The organism is Nocardia camponoti, assembly GCF_014646135.1.
Lineage (GTDB): Bacteria > Actinomycetota > Actinomycetes > Mycobacteriales > Mycobacteriaceae > Nocardia > Nocardia camponoti.
The window spans coordinates 351,380-375,846 of the sequence record NZ_BMMW01000001.1 but is presented as its reverse complement, the minus strand read 5'-3'; the positions used below and the strand labels follow the sequence as shown (position 1 = coordinate 375,846).

General features: G+C 64.6%; 23 protein-coding genes. 14 read left to right on the top strand and 9 right to left on the bottom strand.

The features are described from left to right. Positions 1-14 precede the first annotated feature (14 nt). Positions 15-785, bottom strand: a complete 771-nt coding sequence (locus tag IEX78_RS01640) for an LppX_LprAFG lipoprotein (protein WP_188826913.1) — start codon at positions 783-785, stop codon at positions 15-17. Between the two features lie 144 nt (positions 786-929). After that, a complete protein-coding gene (locus IEX78_RS01635; RefSeq protein WP_188826912.1) occupies positions 930-1,826 on the bottom strand; it encodes a helix-turn-helix transcriptional regulator in 897 nt (298 codons plus the stop codon). Positions 1,827-1,928: 102 nt separating this feature from the next. Here IEX78_RS01635 and IEX78_RS01630 point away from each other — a divergent pair, with 102 nt between their 5' ends. Next, positions 1,929-3,353, top strand: coding sequence for an MFS transporter (locus tag IEX78_RS01630; RefSeq protein WP_188826911.1), 1,425 nt, complete (start codon positions 1,929-1,931; stop codon positions 3,351-3,353). Here the strand turns inward: IEX78_RS01630 and IEX78_RS01625 are convergent. Continuing rightward, on the bottom strand, positions 3,350-3,832 hold the full coding sequence (locus IEX78_RS01625; RefSeq protein WP_188826910.1) for a glutathione peroxidase: 483 nt from the start codon (positions 3,830-3,832) through the stop codon (positions 3,350-3,352). The two genes, IEX78_RS01630 and IEX78_RS01625, sit on opposite strands and share 4 nt — an antisense overlap. Before the next feature lie 118 nt (positions 3,833-3,950). Here IEX78_RS01625 and IEX78_RS01620 point away from each other — a divergent pair, with 118 nt between their 5' ends. Both IEX78_RS01620 and IEX78_RS01615 read left to right on the top strand, forming a co-directional pair. Next, positions 3,951-5,438, top strand: a complete 1,488-nt coding sequence (locus IEX78_RS01620; RefSeq protein WP_229683641.1) for an FAD-dependent oxidoreductase — start codon at positions 3,951-3,953, stop codon at positions 5,436-5,438. A gap of 162 nt (positions 5,439-5,600) precedes the next feature. Further along, positions 5,601-7,211, top strand: a complete 1,611-nt coding sequence (locus tag IEX78_RS01615) for a GMC family oxidoreductase (RefSeq protein WP_188826908.1) — start codon at positions 5,601-5,603, stop codon at positions 7,209-7,211. A gap of 42 nt (positions 7,212-7,253) precedes the next feature. Here IEX78_RS01615 and IEX78_RS01610 read toward each other — a convergent pair whose 3' ends face one another. Further along, on the bottom strand, positions 7,254-7,757 hold the full coding sequence (locus IEX78_RS01610) for an HAD-IIIC family phosphatase (protein WP_229683640.1): 504 nt from the start codon (positions 7,755-7,757) through the stop codon (positions 7,254-7,256). A 203-nt stretch (positions 7,758-7,960) separates the two neighbouring features. Here IEX78_RS01610 and IEX78_RS01605 point away from each other — a divergent pair, with 203 nt between their 5' ends. Further along, entirely contained in the window at positions 7,961-9,193 is a 1,233-nt protein-coding gene (locus IEX78_RS01605) for a PucR family transcriptional regulator (protein WP_188826907.1), read from the top strand. A 58-nt stretch (positions 9,194-9,251) separates the two neighbouring features. On the opposite strand, the gene IEX78_RS01600 is transcribed toward IEX78_RS01605, so the two are convergent. Further along, a complete protein-coding gene (locus IEX78_RS01600) occupies positions 9,252-10,406 on the bottom strand; it encodes an esterase/lipase family protein (RefSeq protein WP_188826906.1) in 1,155 nt (384 codons plus the stop codon). 114 nt (positions 10,407-10,520) lie between these two features. Then, entirely contained in the window at positions 10,521-11,885 is a 1,365-nt protein-coding gene (locus IEX78_RS01595; RefSeq protein WP_188826905.1) for a lipase family protein, read from the bottom strand. Between the two features lie 319 nt (positions 11,886-12,204). Here IEX78_RS01595 and IEX78_RS01590 point away from each other — a divergent pair, with 319 nt between their 5' ends. From IEX78_RS01590 to IEX78_RS01580, 3 genes are all read left to right on the top strand, one after another. After that, positions 12,205-12,438, top strand: a complete 234-nt coding sequence (locus IEX78_RS01590; protein ID WP_188826904.1) for a hypothetical protein — start codon at positions 12,205-12,207, stop codon at positions 12,436-12,438. A 20-nt stretch (positions 12,439-12,458) separates the two neighbouring features. After that, complete coding sequence (locus IEX78_RS01585) at positions 12,459-12,932, top strand: DUF2599 domain-containing protein (RefSeq protein WP_229683639.1); 474 nt, start codon at positions 12,459-12,461, stop codon at positions 12,930-12,932. 367 nt (positions 12,933-13,299) lie between these two features. Further along, the gene (locus tag IEX78_RS01580; protein ID WP_188826903.1) at positions 13,300-13,536 is read left to right on the top strand and encodes a hypothetical protein; all 237 of its coding nucleotides are present in this window, start codon (positions 13,300-13,302) and stop codon (positions 13,534-13,536) included. A gap of 9 nt (positions 13,537-13,545) precedes the next feature. On the opposite strand, the gene IEX78_RS01575 is transcribed toward IEX78_RS01580, so the two are convergent. Both IEX78_RS01575 and IEX78_RS01570 read right to left on the bottom strand, forming a co-directional pair. Further along, positions 13,546-14,439 (bottom strand): Sco1979 family transcriptional regulator, encoded by an 894-nt coding sequence (locus IEX78_RS01575; protein ID WP_188826902.1) that lies wholly within the window; start codon positions 14,437-14,439, stop codon positions 13,546-13,548. 18 nt (positions 14,440-14,457) lie between these two features. Next, positions 14,458-14,691, bottom strand: coding sequence for a DUF397 domain-containing protein (locus tag IEX78_RS01570; protein ID WP_188826901.1), 234 nt, complete (start codon positions 14,689-14,691; stop codon positions 14,458-14,460). Positions 14,692-14,942: 251 nt separating this feature from the next. On the opposite strand from IEX78_RS01570, the gene IEX78_RS01565 reads away from it, so the two are divergent. The 5 genes from IEX78_RS01565 (at position 14,943) to IEX78_RS01545 (ending at position 20,304) form a co-directional block, all read left to right on the top strand. After that, the gene (locus IEX78_RS01565) at positions 14,943-15,122 is read left to right on the top strand and encodes a hypothetical protein (protein WP_188826900.1); all 180 of its coding nucleotides are present in this window, start codon (positions 14,943-14,945) and stop codon (positions 15,120-15,122) included. 61 nt (positions 15,123-15,183) lie between these two features. Next, positions 15,184-16,380: an aminotransferase class V-fold PLP-dependent enzyme gene (locus IEX78_RS01560; RefSeq protein ID WP_188826899.1), complete on the top strand. Its 1,197-nt coding sequence runs from the start codon at positions 15,184-15,186 to the stop codon at positions 16,378-16,380. Positions 16,381-16,412: 32 nt separating this feature from the next. Further along, positions 16,413-17,618 carry a heavy-metal-associated domain-containing protein gene (locus IEX78_RS01555; protein WP_188826898.1) on the top strand — a complete coding sequence of 402 codons (1,206 nt, stop codon included), beginning with the start codon at positions 16,413-16,415 and terminating at the stop codon, positions 17,616-17,618. Continuing rightward, entirely contained in the window at positions 17,618-19,000 is a 1,383-nt protein-coding gene (locus tag IEX78_RS01550; RefSeq protein ID WP_188828167.1) for a type III PLP-dependent enzyme domain-containing protein, read from the top strand. The genes IEX78_RS01555 and IEX78_RS01550 overlap by 1 nt, the downstream gene beginning before the upstream one ends. Then, positions 18,997-20,304 (top strand): pyridoxal-phosphate dependent enzyme, encoded by a 1,308-nt coding sequence (locus IEX78_RS01545; protein WP_188826897.1) that lies wholly within the window; start codon positions 18,997-18,999, stop codon positions 20,302-20,304. The genes IEX78_RS01550 and IEX78_RS01545 overlap by 4 nt, the downstream gene beginning before the upstream one ends. A 10-nt stretch (positions 20,305-20,314) precedes the next feature. Here IEX78_RS01545 and IEX78_RS01540 read toward each other — a convergent pair whose 3' ends face one another. After that, positions 20,315-21,775: a condensation domain-containing protein gene (locus tag IEX78_RS01540; protein WP_229683638.1), complete on the bottom strand. Its 1,461-nt coding sequence runs from the start codon at positions 21,773-21,775 to the stop codon at positions 20,315-20,317. Between the two features lie 228 nt (positions 21,776-22,003). On the opposite strand from IEX78_RS01540, the gene IEX78_RS01535 reads away from it, so the two are divergent. Both IEX78_RS01535 and IEX78_RS01530 read left to right on the top strand, forming a co-directional pair. Beyond that, a complete protein-coding gene (locus IEX78_RS01535) occupies positions 22,004-22,384 on the top strand; it encodes a cold-shock protein (RefSeq protein WP_229683637.1) in 381 nt (126 codons plus the stop codon). Between the two features lie 241 nt (positions 22,385-22,625). Beyond that, positions 22,626-24,440: an APC family permease gene (locus tag IEX78_RS01530; protein WP_188828164.1), complete on the top strand. Its 1,815-nt coding sequence runs from the start codon at positions 22,626-22,628 to the stop codon at positions 24,438-24,440. Positions 24,441-24,467 lie beyond the last annotated feature (27 nt).

The window sequence follows — 24,467 nt, the reverse complement described above, 5'->3', positions numbered from 1 at the left end:
GCCGGGCTAGCGCACTAGCTTGCGGGCTTGACGATGTTGACTGGCTTGGCCCAATTTGACAGGCCGACAGTCACGGTGCCGCTGTCCTTCTTCACTACGGCGCGAACAAGATTCGGGCCATCGCCCGTCGACGGTGCCTCCGACGGCTTGACCGAATCCGTGGCGGGCGGCGCGACGTCCTTGATCCACACGGTGATCGGGAAGGTGCCCGCGTTCTCGCCAAGGCGCGGCACGATCGGGTCGATCACGGCGGCGTCGATGGTGCCCGAAACCTTCACCGTGGCAACACCATCAATGGTTTCGCGCGCCTCGGCCTTGGGGTTCTGAATGTTGGCAATCACGTTCGCGATGCCCTTGTCCTTGTCCAGGATGACGCCCGGATCGTAGACCTTCTCGGCTGGCCCGGCGGGCACGTAGCGGCCACCCTGCTGGGTGTAAAGGACCTTGTCGACGACGAGGAACTTGGCTTCGGCGAAGGCGGCGTCGGGAGTGATCTTCACCTTGGCGTCGCCCATCGCCGCGCCCTTGCCCTGCGTCTCGTTGGTGACGTCGGCCGACACCTTTTCAACGGGCAGGTTCGGCAGGTTCGCCGCGTTGATGTTGAGGTGGACCGTGCGCAGAGTCTGCGTGGTCTTGGCCGACTCCTTCACGATCTGCGCACCATCGGGCAGCGCGCCGGTTGCGGGCGCGGTGGGGGCCGCCTCGTCCTTGGAGCAGCCAGCGACGAGCGCGCCCGCGAGCGCGGCGGCAGCGACGACAGTGGTGAGACGGCGGTACCGGTTCATGTCGATCAAGTTTTCATCCCCTGGGAAGGTGGTGAGTCTGCAAGTGAGGCAGCCGAAGCTGGCACCTGCCATCTCGCGCGCTCCCCCGGACGGGATCCTACCCGAGGATCACACTTTGTGAGTTCTCAGTTGGCCGAGCAGGTTTCAGCTCGCGTGCGCTTGGGCAAGGTGCGCGAGGATTGGATCGTGGCGTTGTTGTTCGGGCATGGCGAGCAACGTGGCGAGCTTGGCGGCCTCGCCGTCGTCGACCGGCGTGAAGATCTGCATCCACGCGCCTTCGATGGTGGGCAACGACATGCTCGTCATGTGCGCGGCAACCGAACCGATGGCTGGATGCCGAATGATCTTGACCAAATTCGCGGGAACGGCAACGTCGTTGCTCGCCCACATTTCCGCGAAAACTGGGCTGGCCGAAGACAATTCGTCGACGAGCGACGTCCATGCGGGGTCGTCGAGGTGCTTGACGTAGGCAGCACGCAGATAGGCGACCATCCGCCGCAGATCCTGCGGGCTGCGCGCGTAAGGGTTACAGCATTCCGGGCTGAGGAACACCCGCCGCAAGACGTTGCGCTCGCCCTGCAGGAAGCCTGGGCAGAGTTTCGCGTACGCGTCGTTGTGCGCGAGCACGTCGTAGCAACCGTTAAGCAACACGGCGGGAAGCGGATTGAGTTGTTCGAGAATGCTCGGAATGCCGGGCGGCATCGCGGTTTGGCCCGGAATATTAGGCACGGTCGGCACATCGGCGAGGCGATAGAGATGCGCCTTTTCGGTGGGGTCGAGCGCGAGAGTGCGGGCGATCGCGTCGAGCACTTGGACGCTGGCATTGATGGGTCGCCCCTGCTCAAGCCAGGTGTACCAGGTGACCCCGATCCCCGACAGTTGCGCGACCTCTTCACGCCGCAACCCCGGCGTGCGCCTGCGCGGACCGGGCGGCAGGCCGACGTCGCTCGGCGAAATCTTGGCCCTGCGAGTTTTGAGGAACTCCCCGAGCTGGGCGCGCCGAGCGGTACGCACGACGGAAGAACCGGTGGCGGTCGACATCACTTCATCATCGCGCACCCTGGTCCTGGTATCCAGGTGCTAGCAATACCAGTGTCAGTGGACTCCTGTTGTCGCCAAAGCGAACCCGGCACGATCGAACACATGTCCGAAACGCTGATCGCCGCACCACCCCGGCCACCTCAACTCGACGGTAAGCGGTCGCTTGCCGTCCTCATCGTGATTCTCACCGGCCAGTTCATGGCCGTCCTCGACGCTTCCATCGTCATCGTCGCTATCCCGTCGATCCGCGACAGCCTGCACGCGTCCGGCGCTGGCCTGCAACTCATCGTCGCCGGCTATGTGATCGCTTACGCGGTCCTGCTCGTCACCGGAGCCCGACTGGGCGACCGGATCAGTCAGCGCACCGCGTTTATCAGTGGCCTGACCATCTTCACTGCCGCCTCACTCGCGTGCGGTCTCGCGTGGAATGAACCGTCGCTCATCGTGTTTCGCTTCCTGCAAGGCATCGGCGCCGCCGCGATGGTGCCGCAGGTGATGACGCTGATCCAACGCACGTTCGCCGACGCGGCGCGTGCTCGCGCGCTCAGCATCTACGCCGCGATCATCTCCGGCGGCATGGTCGCTGGCCAGCTGTTGGGCGGCCTCCTTGTCGACCTCGACATCGCGGGCAGCGGGTGGCGCGGGGTGTTCCTCGTGAACGTCCCCATCGGCATCGCGCTCCTGATCTTCGCGCCAAAGACGTTGCCGCGCACCGACACTCGCGGCGACCGCGCGATCGACGGACTCGGCCTCGCGACCCTGACCGCGACCGTCTTACTCCTTGTTGTCCCGCTTGTCCTCGGCCGCGAACTGGGTTTCCCCGTGTGGTCGTGGATCTGCTTGGCAGCGGGCGTGATCGGGGTGTTCGCGTTCGTGGCGGTGCAGCGTCGCGTCGCGGCGAGCGGGCGCGATCCGCTGTTCTCCCCCACGGTCATTCGCGCACCGGGCCTCGTCGTCACCGCGGCCACGCTGTTTCTCATCATGCTCAGCTTCGGCGGGTGGCTCTTCGTCATCGCCATCCACATGCAGTCCGACCTCGGCTACACCGCACTCGAAGCGGGCGTGCGGATCGTTCCGATGAGCGTCACCTTCGCCGCGGGCGGCCTGTACTGGAATCGCGTTCCCGCACAGTGGCATCCACGCATGATCGTCGCCGGACTGGCGCTGGCCGCGATCGCGATGGCATGGCTTGGGCTGCTGCTGCGCGACGGTTCCGGGTTGGACACGTTCGAACTCATCGCTTCGGCACTGATCGGGCTCGGTAGCGGATTCGCGTTCAGCCCCTTGATGACGCGCGCACTAGTGAAGGTGCCGATCACCGTCGCCGCCGACGCAAGCGGCATCCTGGTCACCTGCGTGCAGCTGGGCATTGTCGCCGGCATCTCAATTTCGGGTTCGCTGCTGTTTACCCTGCTCGACCACACCTCGCCCGAGGCCGCGGTGGCGTTGGCCCACGGGCTGAGCGCGCTGGTGACCGCGGGCGCGACGGTGACCGCCGCGCTCGCGGTACGCGCGACATCCCGCTAGAGCAACGCCTCGATCGCGCTCGTGACCTCGGGCGCGGTCGGCGCGGTGCGCGGACGGAAGCGAGCGGCGACGGTGCCGTCGGGCGCGATGAGGAACTTTTCGAAGTTCCACTGCACGTCGCCCGCGGCACCTTCGGCGTCGGCGGTCTCGGTGATGGCGGTGTAGAGCGGGTGGCGCTCGGCACCGTTCACGTCGCCCTTGGCGAGCAGCGGGAAGTCGACGCCGTAGTTCACCGCGCAGAACTCGGCGATTTCGTCGGCCGAGCCGGGCTCTTGGCCGCCGAACTGGTTGGACGGGAAGCCGATCACGGTAAGGCCGTCGTAGGTCTTGTTGAGTTCGACCAATTCGGTGTACTGCGGGGTGAGCCCACAACGTGAAGCGACGTTGACGAGCAGGATCGGCCCGTCGCCCGCTAGGTCGCCCAGGGTGGTCGGTTCATCGGTCAGGGTACGCACCGCGATGTCGCGAATGTTGCTCATAGTTGGCCACCGTACCCGAGTCGAACATCCCGGTCACCGGTCCAACTCGCCCCGATTTCTGCAACACGTTCCTGTTTTGTGGCACGCTGGGAACCAGCACCACGAACCGGAGGACAACGTGACCAAGGCCAAGCCGCAGACCGACACCGTTCGCCCACTTCCCGCGAGCAGCGTCGAAACATGGGACTTTGAAGCCGATGTCGTGGTCGTCGGATACGGGATCGCGGGCGTCTGCGCGGCCATCGAAGCGGCGCGCGCGGGAGCGAGCGTCCTCATTCTCGAACGCACCGGGGGCTGGGGTGGCGCGGCGGCATTGGCGGGCGGTTTCATCTATCTCGGCGGCGGCACCGCGTTGCAGAAGTCGCTCGGGTTCGACGACACCGTCGAGAACATGACCACCTTCCTCACCGCCGCGCTCGGGCCCGGCGTCGACACCGCGAAAATCGCCGACTACTGCGCGGGCAGCGTCGAACACTTCGACTGGCTCGTCGACTGTGGTGTGCCGTTCAAAGAGTCGTTCTGGGGTGAACCCGGCTGGGAGCCGCCGCACGACGAAGGTCTCATGTACTCCGGTGGTGAGAACTCCGCCCCGTTCCTCGATCTCGCGAAACCCGCTCCGCGCGGCCACATTCCGCAGCTTGCCGACAAAAAGATCGGCCAGCGCAGCGGTGGCTACATGCTCATGAAACCGCTCGCTGACACCGTCGCTTCCCTGCCCATCGATGTCGAATACGACACCCGACTGCGGCGGCTCATCGTCGAAGACGACCGCGTCATCGGCGTGCTCGCCACCCACTTCGGCACGCCGGTCGCCGTCCGAGCCAAGCGCGGCGTCGTGCTCGCCACCGGCAGTTTCGCCTACGACACGGCGATGGTCGAGCGCTACACCCCTAAGCTCAGCGGCCGACCGGGCGCGGCGATCGAAGAACACGACGGGATCGGCATCCGTGTCGCTCAGGCGCTCGGCGCCGAACTCGCGCACATGGACGCGAGCGAGGTCGCGATTTTCGGCGACCCGCAGATGATGGCACGCGGCATCCTCGTCAACGGGCGAGGTCAGCGCTATATCCCCGAAGACACCTATCCGGGGCGTATCGGTCAAGCGACCCTGCTCGACAACGACAATCAAGCCTTCCTCGTCATCGACGAAACGTCATTAGAGGAAGCGCTCGCCACCGAAAGCGCGACGCCGTTCTTCCGATTCCCCCCGAAATGGGTTGCCGAATCGGTCGCTGAACTCGAAGCCGAGATGGGCCTGCCCGAACAGACGCTGCAAACAACGATCGCCACCTACAACCGGCACGCCGCATCCGGCAGTGACCCGGTGCTCGGCAAGAAAGCCGAATGGGTGCGGCCCATTTCGACGCCGCTCGCCTGCTTCGACCTGCGTGGCTTCACCGCGGGCTTCACCCTCGGCGGCCTCGCGACCGACCTGGACTCGCGCGTCCTGCACGTCACGGGCGAACCGATCCCCGGCCTTTTCGCGGCCGGTCGTGCCACGTCAGGGCTGTGCGCGGGCGGGTATGTCAGCGGCGCTTCGCTCGGCGACGGCAGCTTTTACGGTCGACGCGCCGGTCGCGCCGCGGCCGCCAACAACGCCGTCTGAACGCACGCGTGAGCGGCGGCCAGTACGCTGCACCCAACACCACGCGCAGCGACGAGTCCGGTTGAGATAGCTGGGATTTCGCTCGATCGCGCGCGGTGGAATCCAGTTCTTTCTACGACTGACGCAGTGCAGGATCGGAGTGCAACAGTGCAAGCAGGTGGGATGTCCGCGGACTACGTCATCGTCGGCTCGGGCTCGGCGGGGGCGGTCATCGCGAACCGGCTCAGCGCCGACCCGGCAACCACTGTCGTTGTGCTGGAAGCGGGGCCAGCCGACGACGACAAGTTCGCCCACATTCCGGCCGCGTTCTCGAAGCTGTTCCGCAGCGAACGCGACTGGGACTACCTCACGACGCCGCAGCCCGCGCTCGCTGACCGCGAAATCTACTGGCCGCGCGGCAAAACCTTCGGTGGCTCGTCGTCGATGAACGCGATGATGTGGGTACGCGGGTTCAAAGCCGACTACGACGAGTGGGGCTTGCTCGCGGGCGACGAATGGAACTTCGCCGCCGCCGTCGAGCAGTTCCGCAAGATCGAGAACGTTCAGGACGCGCAGTTCCCCGACGAAGGCGCCAAAGGCCCGCAGCACGTGCAGCGCCAGCGCAGCCCGCGCGCGTCGACCCACGCCTACTTGGAGGCCGCCCGGCAAGCGGGATACGAGCTGGAAGCGCCGAATCGTCCCGCGCCAGAAGGCTTTAGCCAGACGATGGTCACCCAGCGCGACGGGTCGCGGTGGAGCACCGCCGACGCCTACCTGCGCCCGGCGATGAAGCGGCGCAATCTCACCGTCAAGGCCGAAGCTCTCGCCACCCGCGTGATCTTCGACGGCGACAAGGCCGTCGGGGTGGAGTTCACCCACAAGGGCAAGACCGAGATCATCACCGCCAAGCGCGAAGTGATCCTGTCCGGTGGCGCGATCAATAGCGCTCAGCTGCTTCAGCTTTCGGGCATCGGTGATCGAGAAGCGTTGGCTGAGCACGGAATTGACACGATCGTGCACGCCCCCGAGGTTGGCGCGAACCTGCAGGACCACCTGATCGCCGCGCTCGGTTACGGCGTCGACGGCGACTCGCTGTACGCGGCGGAGAAGCCCCTAGAATTGCTGAACTACCTCATCCGGCACCGTGGCATGCTCACGTCCAATGTTGGTGAGGCGTATGGGTTTATCCGCTCTAACCCTGAGCTTGAGCACCCCGACCTTGAGCTCATTTACGCACCAGCCCCGTTCTACAACGAGGGGCTCGTTGAGGCTGAAGGCCACGGTGTCGTGCTTGGCGCGATCCTGTTGCGTCCGCGCAGCCGGGGTTTGATCAAGCTCGCCTCGGCTGACCCGACGGCTAAGCCGGTCATCGATCCGCGGTACTTGGCTGACCCTGCCGACCGCGAAGCGCTCGAAGCTGGCCTGCGGGTGTGTGCGAACCTGGCTGGTCAGCCCGCGCTCAAGGCCGCTCTCGGCGACTTGATCTACCCGCCGAACTCCCCGGCCGAGCTGGAAGAGACGATCGCGCTCACGATCGAGAAGTTCTCGCACACCCTGTACCACCCGGTCGGCACCTGCCGGATGGGTACCGACGCGGCGAGCGTTGTGAAGCCGGACCTGAAAGTTCGTGGGGTGCAAGGACTTCGCGTCGCTGACGCGTCGGTGATGCCGCTGATCATCCGTGGGCACACGAACGCCCCCGCCATCTTCATTGGCGAGCAGGCGGCGAAGTTCATCCTCGCTGAGTCCGAGCCCGAAGAGGCCCAAGAGGCCGAAGAGGCTCAGGACGCGTAAACCGAACGTGCGCCCGATCTTTCGCGATCGGGCGCATGTCCCTTACCGAGCGGGCACCCGCTCGAAACCAAGCGGCGGTGTTTGCATCGGCCCCCGCCGCGTGAACGGCGCACGCGCGGTGCGCAGGTCGTGCCGGAAATCCGGCAGCAGCGGCAGCACGTCGATATTGCGCGCCGCATAGCAGCGCACCATCGGCAATGCCCGCGCGACTTCGGCGCGCTCGACCGGTTCAGCGTCAACGAAAGCTAACGAGTCGAGCCCAAGACCCAGCGTCCGCGCGATGCGCACCAGCGCGGCCGACTTGCGGCCCCAGCCCACCTCGATCGCGCTGAACATTTCGTAGCACCCGTGCCGGTACAGCGCGGGCAGGGTGCGCGCGCTGTCGCCCCGCGCGGCGACCGCGTGGACGACGCCTCGCTCGCTGAGCTGAGTCAGCGTCCGCACTGCGGGTTGGCGCAGCGCCGTGATGGTCTGGTCGGCGACCACCCCGTCCCACAGGGTGTCGTCGAGTTCCCAGACCAGACAACGCACGGCAGGTCGCAACATATGGGTGCCCCTATCGGTTTGCTTCCGGCTGCGGCAACTCTACAACCGTCATAGCCTGCCGACTAGCCTTGTGACCGGCCACCAGTGATAGCGGAATGACTATTGCCGATGACCATAAACACTGGTTTGGTCACCGCTTACCCAAGCGTTGGTTAGGGTGGACGGGCTACACAGCGGGGGAATTAGGTGAAGGGATCTACACAATGTCGGTCGACAACCCACCACGTTCTTCGCTGACCATCTCAGGAAAGCCCATGTCAGGGCCTTTGCAGGATGTGCGATCGGTGTCGCGACAGATGGTCGGTCACTTCGTCGCCAATGTCGCGCCGTGCGGCACCCTGCCCGGCGATGCGATCTCCGGTGATGTCACCACGATCACACGCATCTGTCTTGAGTTCGCCGTCGGCATGCTCGACGGCCGCGATATCTCAACGAAATTGCAGCGTCTCCAAGACGCGGCGAGCGCATGGGCGCGCGAAGGTGTGCCGATCGACACGATCCATCATTCGATCGCCGAAGGCTTCAAGATGGGCCTCGATCTCGTCGTCTCGGCCGCCTCGGGCAAGGATTTCGACGACCTGCTCAGCGGTGTCCGCATGGTGATGGAAATGCTCGACACCATCACCGCGCAAATCTCGCTTGCCTATGTTCGCGAATTGCGCGGCGTGATCAGCGAGCATCACACCGCCGTCCACACGCTCACCTCGGCTTTGCTTGGCGGCCACAGCACGTCGACGATGGCGCGGGAGTGTGGCATCACCGTCGCCGAGCAGTACGCGGTGCTCGCGCTGTCGATCCCACCGCATCGCGAAGAGGCCAACCCCGCGCTCGACGCGAAGGTCGTCGCCCGACGCAAGCTGCGGCGCGTCCAGGCCGAACTGGCGAAACGCTGTACGGAAACGGCGCTGTCGCTGCTGTCCGTCGACGGCGGCACTGTACTGATCCCCATCGACACCCTCGACCGTGCCGGCCTCACCACGCTCGTCGAGCAGCTCTCGCAGGCCGCCCAGGTCGGGATCACCGCCGCGGTGGTTGAAGCGCCGACCACCGGCATCCCCGACGCTGCTGACCAGGCACACGAATTGCTCGACATGGTCGGGCGACTCGAAGTCACCGCCGGGCTCTACCGCTTCGACGAGCTCGCGCTCGAATACCAGCTCACCCGCCCTGGCCCGGGTCGCGAATTTCTCGGCTCGCTGCTTGATCCGCTCGACCAGTACCCGGAACTGCTTGAGACGTTGCAGCGCCACATCGCCAACAATCTCAACCGCCAGCGCACCGCGCGCGTACTGCATGTGCACACCAACACCGTCGATTATCGACTCAAGCGCATCGGTCAGCTCACCGGTTTCGATCCGACCCAACCGTCGGGGCTGTGGTACCTGCGGTCGGCGCTCGTCGCGCGCACCTATCGCAACCCAACCACGTCGGTATAGCGAAAAGCGCTGTCGGACAAGGGGTTCCGACAGCGCCTTCGGTCCGCATCCGGCTCGCTTAGATCGAGCCGCCCCCGCCGACGACCCACGGGTTAAAGGTGCACGCGAGCGGGTGGTTGCCCGCGGGGTCAAGCGCGCGCAACGCGATCGACAGCGCGCGTGGCGAGTAGAGCATCGTCAGGTGGTCGGAGATGTCTTGTTCGCACCCCTCCTGCAACGTGATGTTGTTGACGGTCGCGCCCGGCACCGCCTTGAGGAACGTCAGTTCGTACGGGTTGGTGATCTCGTCGTAGCGGGTGCCAACGACGGTGTAGTCGACGCCAGCGATGGTGTCGCCCTTGGCGTTAAGGGTGTTCACGAAGTCCGAGCCAATGGTCTGCTGAATCCCCGCGTGGCCGACGAAGATTTCGATGGGGCCAAGGATGTCGATGCCCATGTTGTTGATCATGCGACCGAGCGCGCCGATGCCGTCGAGGCTGGTGCCGTGGTGCGTCGCGCCGAAGGTCACGAGGTTTTTGACCTTGGCCGCACCGCCGTCGAACTTGGTGTACCAGTTGGCGAGCGCGCCGCCCTGGGAGTGGGCGACGATGTCGACCTCGCCCGCACCGGTCGCGGCGAGCACACGGTCAACGAAAGCTGCGACCTGCTTCGACGAGTCCTGGATGTAGCCGGTGCCCATCACGCCGGGCAGGAACGAACCGAGCCCGCCGCCTTCGATGATGTTCGAGCGACCGTAGTTGAAGGTGAACGTGCATAGACCCGCGTCTTTCATGGGCTGACCCATGTAGGCGAAACCGTTGTAGGCGTTCATCCAGGTGCCGTGCAGCAAGACCACCGGGCGCGGGTGCGCGGCTGTCGGTTTGCAGTTCCAGTCGTTGGCGCCGGGCGGGTTGGCGTCGGGGTTGGCGAGCCCGTAGGCAAACGCGCCAAGCCACGACGTCATTTCCGGGCCGGTTGTCGTGGTGTCGGTGGCCGTGCCGCCCGAGGAACCCGAGCTCGATCCCGAGCCGCCGTAGCAGTTCCCCGAGCCGTTGCCCGAGCCAGCGCCGCTGCCGGAGGTACACGCGCTGCCCGACGATCCGGCGACGTCGCGGCCGTTGTGGACGATGGAGCCAAGGTCGGCTTCGGTGGGTGCGGCCGCGCCGACCCCGCACGATAACGTCATCGCGAGAGCGAACGTCGCGCCGCTGACCGCGTTCTTCAATATGGACATGCGAGGAAGATAAAGCTGGTTTTCCCGCGAAAAATCACCGTCGAAGAGAATTACCAACGACTCATTAGCTATTCGAGAAACTCGCGTGATCGAGCACAGGAAGAATTACGGCAATTAGCATTCTGACCGCGCTGGCACCCCTTGCAGTCGCTCGTCGAGCCAGAGCATCGCCTCGGGATAGCCGACGGCGGCGGCAATGATGTGCTCACCAAAAACGCTGCGGTACACCGCGTTGGCCCCGAGCGCACACTGTTCGTTGTACAGATTTCGCGCACCCGCCGCTGGAATCCACCACTCTTGTTCGCCGTTGTAGATATAGAGCGGCGTCACAGCCGCCATTCCCGACATTCGGGTGATCTCATAGATGCTTTTCGCTAAATCCGAATGCAGTGGGTCAACGATGTTGGCGCCAATATCAATCGGCAGTTGCGCGATGCCGGGAATGGCGAAAACGCTCGCGCACTGATCCTTCATCGGCGAGGTCGCGACCCATTGCGCGAGGTTGTTCATCGCGGCGAGAATCTCGGTTCGCTCGCGCCCGATCGCGAACACCGCCGCCATGAAAATGCCGGACGCGAGGTTGGCGTTCATGCTGCGCGAGAGCACTTCGAAGTCGGCGGGCACGCCTCCGTAGGCAGCGCCGACAACAACGTCAGCGAGTTCTGGCGCGTACGAGCCAAGGAGTTTCGCCGCGCCGTTGGTCGCGATCGCCCCGCCCGAATACCCGTGCATGGCGAATCGACTGCTGCCGAACGAGGTTGGGTCGTAGCCACGCACCGCGCGAATCGAGTCGAGGACGGCGTGGCCCGCGACGTACGGTTCGGCATAGGCCATGCGCGGGCCTTGGTGGTCGGGAATGAGCACCGCGTACCCGCGCAGGGCCGCGAGTTGTGTTGTGGGCGGGATGAATTCAGTGGTGCTGGTATGGAAGTTCAGTCCGTGCGAGAAGGTGTAGCCCGGCGTACATGCTTGCCCGAGCGCGTCGATGGGCAGGTTGTTCACCAGCACGGGTCGGTCGCCGGGGCCGGTCCAGTCGGTCGCCGGGACCAGCAGCGTGGCCGTCGCGAAAGACGGGGCACCGAGCGCGTCTTCGGTGCGAAACTTCAGCTGCGTCGCCTGCCGGATCGGGATCAGGGTCAGCGGTGCGGCCGTCGCTGTGACGTCGCGGGTGGTGATCACCTCGCCGGGCGCGAAGTCAGCGAGGTTGGCTGGCCACTCATCAAAAAGGCTGTCGCCCACCGGCGATGGCAGCACGGCCGCGCGCAAGGCGGCTAGATCGGTGGCCGCGGCGTCGGGGTCGGTCGGGTCGCCCGTGGTGGGAAGTGGCGGCGGCAGAATAACGTCGATCCAACGCTGCACGTCGGGCAGAAAGTTGGGTGAGCCGGGCTGAGGGATCGGCGGGGGTTGCGCTGCGGCGATACCGCTGGCTGACCCGACCAACAGCAGGAGTGCGCACGTCGCGGTGGCTACGAATCTCATGGGATGCCCCCCGGTTTCGTCAAGTGACGACATCGTCGTATTCACGGTAGCGATGGGGCGCAATCGGATTGGGCTGCTTCGCGGCGTTGTGGCCGCATCGTGTGTGCAATGCCGCGCTATCGCAACAACATCGGACGGCCGCGTGTCGTCACGCGGTGGTAGCGATGCCGACGCGTACCGTGTCGGCGGAACCTGCTCCCCACCCCTTTTCACTGTGACATTTCCACGTGGCGAACCAGAACATGTTCTTCTCGATGGTGATCGACCTACCGTTGAGTAGAAAGGCGTTGACCAGCGCCTTGGCCTAAGGAGCACGTCTATGATTCCCGCCGAGAAGAACCCTGCCGACCCTGCGGATCAGCCAACACGGCGCATCACCGTCTACTTCGATGGCCCCACTCCCGACGACGCGCTTGTGCTCGAATACGCGGCAACACAAGCCGAAGCAGGCGAATTCACCACGGCGGCGGTGCACGCGGGACTCATGGTGACCGTCGATGCCGAGGTCGACCCCGCGCTGCGGCGATTGCCGTGCCGGTCACTGTGGCATTGACAGCACGCTAGGCTCGCGGCGTGGAATATCGCTGGGCAGCAACGGGACTCGCGGCGACGGTTATGCTGGCCGTCGCTGGCTGCTCGACCTCACCTGTTGTCAATGACATCGCCGAGCCGACAACCACGACGGTGTCCACGAGTCACACCACCACCCCGCCGACACCGACGATCGACCCTTATCTCGGACTTCCCCTCATCGATCACGTGACCTGGACGTCCAATGTCGACGGTGACCGACTTCTCGTCTTCCCTACCGTGGCCGGGCGAAAAACGGCAGCACCCGATGGCGAAGCGCGCGCATGGCAGGAGGTCGTTGCTCTCGATGGCAGCGCCGACTCCCCCGGCATGCGCGACCAGTTCCGCTGCCACTGGGTGTGGGCGCGACTCGTTGCCCCGGACAAGCCAAGCTGGAACCTGGAACCGTGGCGACCTGACGTTGGATACGACGCGGTGGTCGCGGCCAACTGCAATCCCGGCGGGCCCGAACGCTAACGACACGACCACCAGTAGCCAAAGATTAACTGATACCGGACAATTCGCCAGCTTCGCAGCGAAAATCGCTAGCCCGCACGATCTTCAGATGAAGTACTTCCGAGAGGAAGTGCCGGTCAACGACGGTTTCGGCACACCTACGCCCGGGCGCGGAACCGGCATTCACCGATTCGCCGCCGAGAAGCCGGAAAATGGCGTGGATCGAGACCAAATCGATCGCACAGATGTGCTTGCATCTCAAACTGGCCGCGTCCTAAACTCAGGGCCGCAACACAATTGAAGGGGACAGTCAGGGGAGGCCGCGTGCGGCAGATCCACGGCGATATTTGCCGTAGGTTAGCTGCTGCCTAGATACAGGGGCGTTAACATGAGCAACACCATCACCAGCAGGCTCGACCTCACCAACCAACTCCAGCCGGGGTGGTCACGCGAGACGGCCGTGGCCTTTGTCATCGATGCCGTCGAATCCACTGGCGCGGCAACGCGCAACGATTTCGACATCGACCGCATCGTGAGCACCGCACACGACCTCGCCGACGATTGGGACCTGCAAATGCTTGCCCCCGACGCCTTTTGGCGTATCGCAGCGGGCTGCATCCGCTAACGTTCGCGCTTATTGCTCCGCGTAGGAACTCAACAGTTCCCGCGAGCGGTGCGGCGCCTCGGCCACCACACTGAGCTGGTCCATCACCGAGAGATAGCGCGCCAGGTCGGCTTTGCGATCCAAATACAGTGCGCTGGTGAGCTGTTCGAGATACACGATGTCGGGCAGCTCCGCTTCGGCGAAACGCAGGATCGAAAACGAACTCCCCGCGCCCGCGTGCGCGCCCGCCGCATACGACAGCACCTGCACGGTGACATTAGGCAGCTTCGACATCTCGACAAGATGCCGCAATTGCGCCCGATGCACCTCGATACCGCCGACTGGCCGGTGAAGCACCGCCTCGTCGATAATCGCCCACACCGTTGGTGGATCCGTGCGACTGAGCACGTCTTGGCGCAATTGCCGCACCTGAACGCGTCGTTCGGCTTCGTCGTCGGCCAGCCCAGTCGTGACGATCGCGCGAGTGTATTCGGGAATCTGCAATAGTCCCGGCACCAATTGCGCTTCGTAGGTACGGATTTGGCTCGCCGCCTGCTCTAGCCCGAGATAGGTGCTGAACCAGGATGGCAGCAGATCGCTGTAGCGGTGCCACCACCCCGGTTCGTTGGCTTGGCGGGCTAGGTCGAAGAAGGCGTCGCGTTCGGCGGGATCGCGGACGCCATAGAGGGTGAGCAAATCGCGAATGTCGCGTTCTTTGAAGCCCGTTCGGCCCAGCTCCAACCGACTGATCTTGGCGTGCGAACCGCGAATCGCCTCGCCGGCGGCCTCGCGCGTAATCCCCTTGGCCTCGCGCAACTTTCGCAACTGACCGCCGAGCGCGATCCGCAAAACCGTGGGACCGCGATCGACCACCGCTGCATCGAGCGTGCGTTCGGGGTCATGGGGCACCAGTTCCGCCGTCATGACCGCCGATATTACCGATCAGCGGGTCAGATAGTCGAACTCTCCCGCCTTAGCCCCCCGAATGAAGGCATCGATTTCGGGGCGGGTGTAGTGCAGGACCGCACCGTGGGGGTCGCGCGAATTGCGCACTGCCACTGACCCGTCAGCCACCGCGGCGACCTCGACGCAGTTGCCGCTGGCATTGCTGAACGTGCTCTTGCGCCACGCGTAGTCCTGCACGGATTCGCGCTGCTCATGCTGGTTTTCGGACATGGTCCACTCCTCAGATGTAACTGCAAACGTACTTGCATCTGCACACGCGGTGGGGAGGTTAGCACGGGGAAACCGCTTGCGCACCGGTCGGTACTTTCCCTGACTCATCATTAGTTAAGTCCCCTGAATTGTGCAGTGTCCCAATCGAATCCGGGATGGCGTAGATGAAAACGCGCGCACAGATGTTCTTGCATCTGCAAACGACACGGCCCTAAACTCGTCGGCACACCCGCCAGACGTAAGGGGCAACCATGAGTGGCTCGATATCCGCACCCCCTACGTCGAATGCTGCCGCCTGTTCGTACGAGCCGAGCACGTTGACGTACCGCCAAGCGCGGGAAATCTTGCGTGACCACGACGTTCATGGGCCGCAGTGCCGTCAATGGCTCGCTGCCGCCGCGTATCTGTCGGCGGGACTTGACGACGAGTGAAACCCGTTGTGTGCCAACAATCGTGACGCTCGCCCTGGTTTTCGTGCGTATCCTCGAATAGGTGCAGCCAGCGCCAGCACGCATCGCCATCCCCGCATCGATCCGGGACCGCTTCCCCGCGCTTTCTCCCGCCGCACCGATTTATCTCGATAGCGCGGCAACCACGCAAAAGCCCGACACCGTTATCGCGGCGGTCACCGACTATCTGTCGCAGCGCACCGCCAATGCTGGTCGCGGGGCCTATCCGTGGTCGACGAGCCTCGCCCGGCGCATCGCGGAGATACGCGCGCGGGCGGCAAGCTTTATAGGCGCGGGCAGCCCCGATGAGGTGGTGTTCACGAGTGGCGCGACTGCCGGACTCAACGCGGTCGCGTTGGCGTGGGGGTTAACGAACTTGGCCGATGGCGATGAGATTCTGTATCGCGCTGACGATCACGCGGCCAATGTCGCGCCGTGGATGGTGTTGCGCGACACGCTCGCTCACTTCGGCAGGCGCATCGCGTTGCGGCCGTATCGCAGTACCGCCAGCGGCGAGGCCGATCTCGACGATGTCGCCGCCGCGCTGAGTTCGCGAACGCGGTTGATCACCGTCAGCCACGTCCACCACGTGTACGGGGCGCGCAGCACGCTTGAGGAACTGCGGCTGCCCGCATCGACGCTGCTGTGTTTCGACTGCTCGCAGAGCGGCGGCCATCTGCCGGTTGATGTCACTGAACTGGGTGCGGATTTCGCGGTTTTCGCGGGGCACAAGATGTTCGCGTCGCCCGGTGTTGGACTGCTGTATTGCGCACGGCGCGTGCACGATCAGCTGCGACCATTTCTGCCCGGCGGCGAGTCAGGTGCCGCGATGCCCACGCTGCTTGAGGGCGGCACGTACGACATTGGCGCGGTGTTGTCGCTCGCGCCCGCGTTCGATTTCCTCGACGAGGTCGGTCGTGCGGCGATCGCGGAACACAATCTCGCGCTCACGCAACGATTGATCGCCGGCCTGCGCACGATTCCCGGACTGGAGTTCACGCCGGGACCAGCCTTCGCCGGGTGCGCGGTGGGCTACGGCATCGTGGCGTTCACTGTCGCTGAATTGTCCAGTGCCGACCTGGGTTTCGCGCTTGCCGACGCCGGGTTCTTCGTGCGAACGGGCGCGCATTGTGTGCCGACTGCCGCGTCGGACGGGTCGGTGCGGGTGAGCACCCAGGTCTACACCAGTGCTGACGATGTTGATCGGTTTGTCGATTGTCTCGGCGCACTCGTTCGCTAACGCCCATCGCTGTCGATGCTGGAGGAGTACCCATGTATGACCGACGAGCCGCCGCGAAACTGCTTGCCTCGGTTGCGGCGCGGGGTTTGTTCAGCCCACGTAAACCCGTTGTGCCCGTGTCGCTTTCGTACCGCGCTAGCGCCCTTACGCCGGAGCCGGGTTCGGCGCTCACGCAGTCGCAACGGCTCTATCTTGCGGGATTCATGCGGCCCTGTTCGCCCGATCAGGTCACGAGCGCGACGCATCGCATTACCTGGACCGACAGTGCTGGGATTCCGAACACCGGGTACTACCGCGTCGGTGGTGCGGGACCGGAATTGAGCCTGCTTGTGCGGGAAACTATTCTCGCCCTGTGGGATTCGCTTGCCGTCGAAGGAGCGATTTCTGACGTCGATCGCGCGGTCCTTGAAGGGACGACCACCGATCATGACCTGCGGGAAATCTTCCGGGTTGGCATCGAGGCGGCGGGTCGCGCGATCGCGCAACACGGGCTGATCGCGGACGACGTCGGATACGGCGGCCCCGTGGAATTCGCTCGGCTGCTTGGCGATTCGGGCGTTCTCGCTACGGTCGCCACGAGCTGGTTCTGGGAGTTGCAGGCGTCGACCTATCGGCGGGGCATGATTCCGGTGCGACTACGCGCCCAGCCCGACGGCGGGGTGCGGTACACGGCCGATTCGGTCGCGGTGCTGCGCGCGATGAAGGAAGCGACGATCGCGGACGCGCATGCGGTGATGGCGCGGGCGACGACCGAGGAGGGCCTCAGCGTCGAAGCGGCGATCGGCAAGTATCACGACGACCTTGACCTGATCTCTCGGCAGTACGCGTTGCTTCCCGCCGGGGCGCACCCGGCGTGTTTGGCGGCGTCGACGCAAGTCGTCGACGGCGGGTCGGTGAATGTTTTGTCGCTGGTCAGCGCCCGTTTTCTGGAGGTGCTTGGCGAGGTCGCCGACGCGGTTCGCGTTGTCGCTGACTCGTCGCCGCATCCTGATGTGTCGGCTGATGTGGACCTGGCAGAAGATTCCGTGTTCTTCGTTCCCGACATGAGTTGCCAGCATTGCGTGCGCACCATTACCGCGGTGCTGACCGCGATGGACATTCCCCTCGTGTCGATCGACCTTGGCGAGAAGCGCGTGGTTGCACGGTTTCGCAGCCCGCGCAACCGATTTCGTGCGTTTGAAGCGTTACGTGACGGTGGATACAACCCTGTCGACGCGGCACCGACGTCGGTCGCGTGATGGTCGACGTACCCGCTGTTCCGCCCGCGCTAGCCAAACCGGTCGCGAACTTCCTCGCCTCGCGTGCCCAAGTGCGTGCGGTGACAACGGAATTCGGGTCGCCGGTGCACCTGGTGTTTCCCGAGGTGTTTCGCGACAATCTCGCCCGATTGCGTGGAGTGCTCGACGCAGCCCCGATGCGGTATCGAATCCTCTACGCCCACAAGGTGAATCAGGCAGCGGCGTTTGTCCAGGCGGCGCGGGAGGAAGGGATCGGCATTGATGTCGCTTCCCTACCGGAATTGCGATCAGCGCTAGCGGCGGGATTCTCATCGGACCAGATCGAGGCGACCGGACCCAAGGGCGCGGCGTTCTTGGGTGAGTTGGTTTCCCGGGGTGCGCTGATCAGTGTCGATAATCTGTGGGAGCTGGCGTTTCTCGTCGATTCCGGCGTGCCCGTCGCGGTGCTGCTGAGGGTCTCCGGGTTCACCGCGAGCGCGCCGAGTCGATTCGGCATCGACCTCGCCGAGGTGCCAGCCGCGCTACTCCGCGTGGCAGAGAGCCGGGTTATGTTGCGCGGCTTCGCCTTTCATCTCGACAGTGAATCCATGAGCGAACGGGTGCGCGCGATCGGTGAGTGTCTTCCGCTGTTCGAACTTGCCTACGCGCGGGGGCTCTCGCCCACTGTCCTCAATATCGGCGGCGGACTGCGCCAGGTTTTTGGCGCGGACCCCTTCGCGTTCGACACCTACGATGCCGCTTTGCGTGCGGGGTTCGCGGGGACAGGCCCCCGAATGCAGTGGGCCACTAGCACTTTCGGCTACACGCGAGAAGGGACCGGGACGCCGGTGTTCCACAAGTACGCCAACACCGTCCCCGCCCGGACCATGCTCGCCGACCTGCTCGCCACTCCGCTGCCCGACCACGACGGTCGCAGTGTCGCCACGGTGCTCGCGGATAATCTGCTTGAACTGTGGCTTGAGCCAGGGAAGTCGCTGGTCGATGGCGCTGGAATCACCTTAGCCACGGTCGAATTCGTGAAGACGTTGGCGAACGGGGACGTGATGGTGCACCTCGACTTGTCGCGCGACACCGTGACCGCCGCCGACCAGGAAATCCTGCTCGACCCGATCATTCTCGGCCAACCCGCACCCACCGAAGCAGGCGTCGGGGTGTTTTTCGCGGGCCATCTTTGCCTGGAACGCGACGTCATCACGCGTCGCCGTGTCCGCGTCCACGCGGTTCCCGACCCCGGCGACATCGTGGTTTTCGCCAACACCGCCGCCTACCACATGGATCTGTCGGCAGCGCACGCCGCGATGCATCCGCGCGTCCCGAAACTCGTTGTACATGAAGACCATTCGGTGACGCCTGATGCTGTCGAAATCGGGCACCTGTCGTGATCTACTCCCACATCACCGAACTCATCGGCAACACTCCCCTGCTCCGGCTCGACCCCGCCGTCCACGGACTCGCTGGGGTTGAGTTGTACGCGAAGTTGGAGTCGCACAACCCTTTTGGTTCCGTCAAGGATCGTGTTGCGTGGGCGATGATTCGCGATGACATCGACGCTGTCGCAGCACGCGGGCAGTCGTTCATCGAAGCGTCCAGCGGCAACACGGCCAAAGCGTTGCGGATTCTCGGCGAACTGCACGGCATCGGGCTGCGCGCGGTCACCAATCGGGTGCGCGTCACCGAGGTCAGCGACCTGCTCCGACTGCTCGGCACCGACATCGTCGAACTGCCCGGACTGTCCGAATGCCCCGATCCCCAAGCGGCCGACGATGTTTCGGCCGTCATCGCCACCTCCATCGCCACCGAACCTGACCGCTGGTACCACCCGTCGCAGTACACCAACGAACGCAACATCACCGCCCACCGCGACGGAACCGGCACCGAAATCGCCGACGACCTCGCCTGCGCGGGCGTGAGCCACCTCGACCTGCTTGTCGGCGGACTCGGCACCACCGGCTCGACCAGGGGTGCGGCGACCGCGCTGCGCGAAAAGTACCGCGACCTGCGGACCGTCGGGGTGGTGTCGGATCGGTTCGACTTCATCCCGGGCATTCGTTCCGAACGCGAGATGTGGGAGGTCGGGCTGTTTCAACCAGACTTCTACGACGAGATCGTCACCATCGACTCGGGCACCGCGATCGACGCGACGATGACGCTGGTCCGCGGCTACGGCGTCCTCGCCGGGCCGACCAGCGGAGCTGGATACGCGGCCGCGCTGCGGGTCATCGCCGCGACGCCGCGCCCCGTCGACCGGCCGCTTGTCGCGGTGCTGATCGTGTGCGACCGGCTTGAGCCGTACCTGTCGTATCTCGCCAAGCGGCGGCCCGACCTGTTCGGCCGCACAACCCCGCCCGCGCCAACGCCCGCCGAACTCGCGACCGCGCCAACGATCACCCCGACCGCGCTCGCCGAACGGCTGCACGAGGTGACCATCGTCGACACGCGTGGCGCGATGGCCTACCGCGTCGGGCACGTGCCGGGCGCACTCAACATCCGCGACGACCTCCTCGACGACCTGCTCGCCACCGGGCTGCCGTTCCCACGCTCGCGCCCCGTCGTATTCGTGTGCCCAGTCGGCGAGACCTCGGCACGGTTTACCGCCGCCGTCACCCGGGCCGGGCTGACCAGCTACAGCTTGGCGGGCGGCATCCTCGCCTGGCGTGACGAGGGACTGCCCATGGAGCGGGGCTAGCGAACGCGGCTCAGACCAACAACCGCAACGCCTGCCGCGCCACCGCACACGATTTGCTGCGGCGACCCGGTCGCACCAGTCCCGTAAGAGACCCGCGATAGCCCTCGGCTAGTCGCTCGACCACCGAAGTGAAGTGGGCGAGAAAGGCTTTGCCCGTTGCTTCATCGAAGCGTGCGAGGGGGTAGAGGAACGCGCCGTCGATGCCTGCCGGCGCGCCGTGCTCGTCGTAGTGATCGGTGAGGCTGAATTCGAGGTCATGTTTGGCGCGCACCACGTCGATGGGGACGTCGCTGATCCACGATTCCGACGGCGCATCCGACGAGCGTGGGGTGTCGGCGCGTTGCAAGATCAGCGTCGCCTGGAAAAGCGGGTGAGCCGCGTCCTGCGGCAGGCACCGCTTCAAGCGTAGATTCGGGGTGTCGGCGTGCGCGTAGGCGGCAAGCGCGACGCGACGCACCTGGTCGACGAGGTCATCGACGTCGGCGGCGCGGTCGAGCCGAACTCGCATCAAGACATCGTCGGAGAAATTGCCAACGAGATCGTTGAGTAAGTGGTGATCGCGGCCCGACACCGCCGTCGCGACCGTGACATCCGAACAGCGCGCGAAGGAACCGACCGTCACCGCGAACGCCGCCTGCAACACCATGAACAGACTCGCGCGACGATCTTGTGCCAACCGCAACAGGCCAGCTTGCGTCGCCGGGTCCATCGCGACCGGCAGCAACGCGCCAGCGACCGGGTCGACCGGGCCGGGGCACTGCGGCCGACCGGGCAGCTCAAGCACAGCGGGACGGCCAGCGAGGGCGTTGGCCCAATAGCGCAACTGCTGCGTCGCGCGGGAGCCCTCGTCGGAGAACTCGCCCAACTGCGCGTGTTTCCACAACGTGTAGTCGGTATAGGTCACCGGAAGGGGTTCCCATGCGGGCGCAACGCCTCCCACGGCAGCCAGATACGCCGTCGTCAGATCGCGCAGCAGCGGGCCCATCGACCGACCGTCCACCGAAATGTGGTGGACGACTAGCGCGACAACCACATCATCGGGGCCGAGAACATACAGTCGCGCGCGAAACGGCAGGTCGTGGGCGAGATCGAAGGGCCTGGTCGCGAGTTCGGCGAGCGCGGCACGCAGGTCGGTTTCGGCGAGCGGGCGGTCGATGATGTCGGGCGGGCACGCACCGGCGTCAACGACTTGCTGCGCGGGTCCGTGCTCGGTGAGCGGATAGCGGGTGCGCAGCGGTTCGTGTCGGGCAACCAGCAGCTCAAGCGCCTTCCGCAACGCGCTGACCTGCACCGGAGCGCCACGCAGTCGCACCGCGCGTGCCACATTCCAGTTCGCGCACAGGCCACCGCGCGCGGCATGCCACATGCGTTCTTGCGCGGGTGCGAGCGGCACGAACGCGGGCCGGACGACCGGGCCGAGTTGAGCGATTGGTGGCGGCGCGGAAGGCCGACACGCGGTCGCGCTCCCCACTGACCTTCCCCCCACCTTTATCCCCCACCCGGGGTCGATCACTCGCTAACCTCCACACATCGAACAGCTTCGGAAGGCTAACTAGGCCGAGTTACCGTCGAGTTACCGGACAGTGTCGGGCGGCGGACAGGCGGCGAAAAAACGGACGGGAAATCGTGACCCGCGCTACAGTGACGACGCACGTCACGCAATGTTGGGCGGGCAGTGGAGTTTTGGAGGAGTGGTTAGGTGAATACCGGGAAACTGGTGTCCTTTGATGGGTCACGTGGGTTTGGGTTCATCCGTCCTGATGACGGTGGTCCCGATGTGTTCGTCCATGTAAACGACATCGGACTTGATGAAGACCAATTGCGTCAGGGTCGCCTGTTCGAATTCGACGTCACCGAGGGTGATCGCGGTCCCAAAGCCATCAATCTCACGGCGGCTGGTGGCGCGCCCGCACCCCGCGCTCGGAAAGAACGCGCGACCCCATCACACGGTGCCGATGATGTTCGGCAACAAATCACCGAACTGCTGTTAGCGGCGTCGCCCGCGCTGACCGCGGGCGAGATCATCACGATCCGCGACCGGTTCACCACCTACATCGAAGAAAACGGCTGGCTCGACTAACCTCGCGCCTGCGTTGTCATGCCGGACGCAGCGCTTAAACTGCCCACTGTTCACGAGCAGCAGGCGCTGCATGGCATGACCACGAAGGGGTCCGGTGACGACCACCACCGACGAGCACTCGCGCTCGCGCTTTACTCGATGGCTCCTTAACGGAACCGAAGATCGCCACCATGCCCAGCATCTCGGGCCAATGCGCGCGGTACAGGACGTCGAGCCACACCAGCGTTCGTGGTGGAAAGTCATGTGCCTCACCGGCGTTGACTACTTTTCCACGCTGGGTTACCAGCCCGGTATCGCCGCGCTCGCCGCAGGGGTGCTGTCGCCGATGGCGACGCTGGTGCTGGTGTCATTGACGCTGTTTGGCGCGTTGCCGGTTTATCGACGGGTCGCGCGCGAAAGTCCTGATGGCGGCGGTTCGATAGCGATGTTCGCCAAAATCATGCCGCACTGGTCAGGAAAAATTTTCATTCTGGTGCTACTCGGTTTCGCCGCAACGGATTTCATCATCACGATGACATTGTCGGCAGCCGACGGTGCCGCGCATATTGCCGAGAATCCCTTCACTCCGCATTCGTGGACCGACCATCGCCTCCTGATCACCCTGATTCTGCTCGCGTTGCTCGCTGCGGTGTTCCTCAAAGGGTTCGCTGAGGCGATCGGGATCGCGGTTGTCCTTGTCGCGGTGTATCTCTCGCTGAACGCGGTCGTCGCCGTCGTCGGGCTGTGGCATGTGTTCACGGCTGAATCGCGGGTCATTGACTGGACGCACGCGATGACCACTGAGCACGGCAATATCTGGATGATGATCGCCATCTCGCTGCTAGTCTTTCCTAAACTGGCCCTTGGGCTTTCGGGATTTGAAACGGGCGTCGCGGTGATGCCGCTCATTAAGGGTCAGCCTGGCGACACTCCCGCCCATCCCCGCGGTCGCATTATCGGTGCCCGGAAATTGCTTACGACCTCCGCGCTCATCATGAGCGTCTTTTTGCTTGTCTCCAGCTTTATCACCGTCGTGCTGATTCCAGAAAAGGACTTTGAAGAGGGCGGACCGGCGAATGGGCGTGCCCTCGCCTACCTCGCGCACGAATACCTGGGCAATGTCTTCGGCAGCATTTATGACATTTCCACCATCGCGATCCTGTGGTTCGCCGGTGCGTCGGCGATGGCCGGTTTGCTCAACCTCGTGCCGCGTTATCTGCCGCGCTACGGCATGGCACCGGAATGGGCGCGCGCGGTGCGGCCCTTGGTACTGGTGTTCGCGGTCATCGCGTTCGGCATCACCTGGTATTTCGACGCCTCGGTCGACGCTCAGGGTGCCGCGTACGCGACCGGCGTGCTCGTGCTGATCACCTCCGCCGCCATCGCGGTGACGGTGTCGGCGCATCGAAAAGGTCAGCGCAAAGCCGAGATTGGCTTCGCTCTCGTGAGCCTTGTCTTCGTGTACACGACCATTCTGAATATCTTCGAACGGCCCGAAGGCGTGCAATTGGCTTCGCTGTTCATCATCGCGATCATCGTGGTGTCGTTCGCTTCGCGCGTGCATCGCGCGTTCGAATTGCGCGCGATCACGGTGACCTTCACCGAGTCGGCAGCGAAACTGATCGAAGAAGCCGCGCGCACCGGGGTGATTCGAATCGTGGCCCACGACCACGACGAACGCGAACCAACCGATTACGACCGCAAGGAATTGGTGCAGCGCTGGGAAAGCCATATCCCGCAAACAGATTCGATTGTGTTCCTTGAGGTGAATGTCATCGACGCCTCGGATTTCAGCACCGATTTGGTGGTGACTACTGCCGATGTCGACCGTCATCACGTGCTCGTCACCGATTCGGCGGCCGTGCCCAATTCCATCGCGGCGATCCTGTTCGCTATCCGCGAGCGCACCGGGCTGCAACCCCACGTGTACTTCGAGTGGTCCGAAGGCAATCCCGTGCTCAACCTGCTGAAATTCCTGTTTGTCGGGGAAGGCGAGGTCGCCCCGGTGACGCGCGAAATCATTCGCCGGGCCGAGCCCAATCCCGCCGATCGCCCGCACGTTCACGTCGACAGTTAGTCAAGCTCCCGGAAGTTGTCGGTGGGT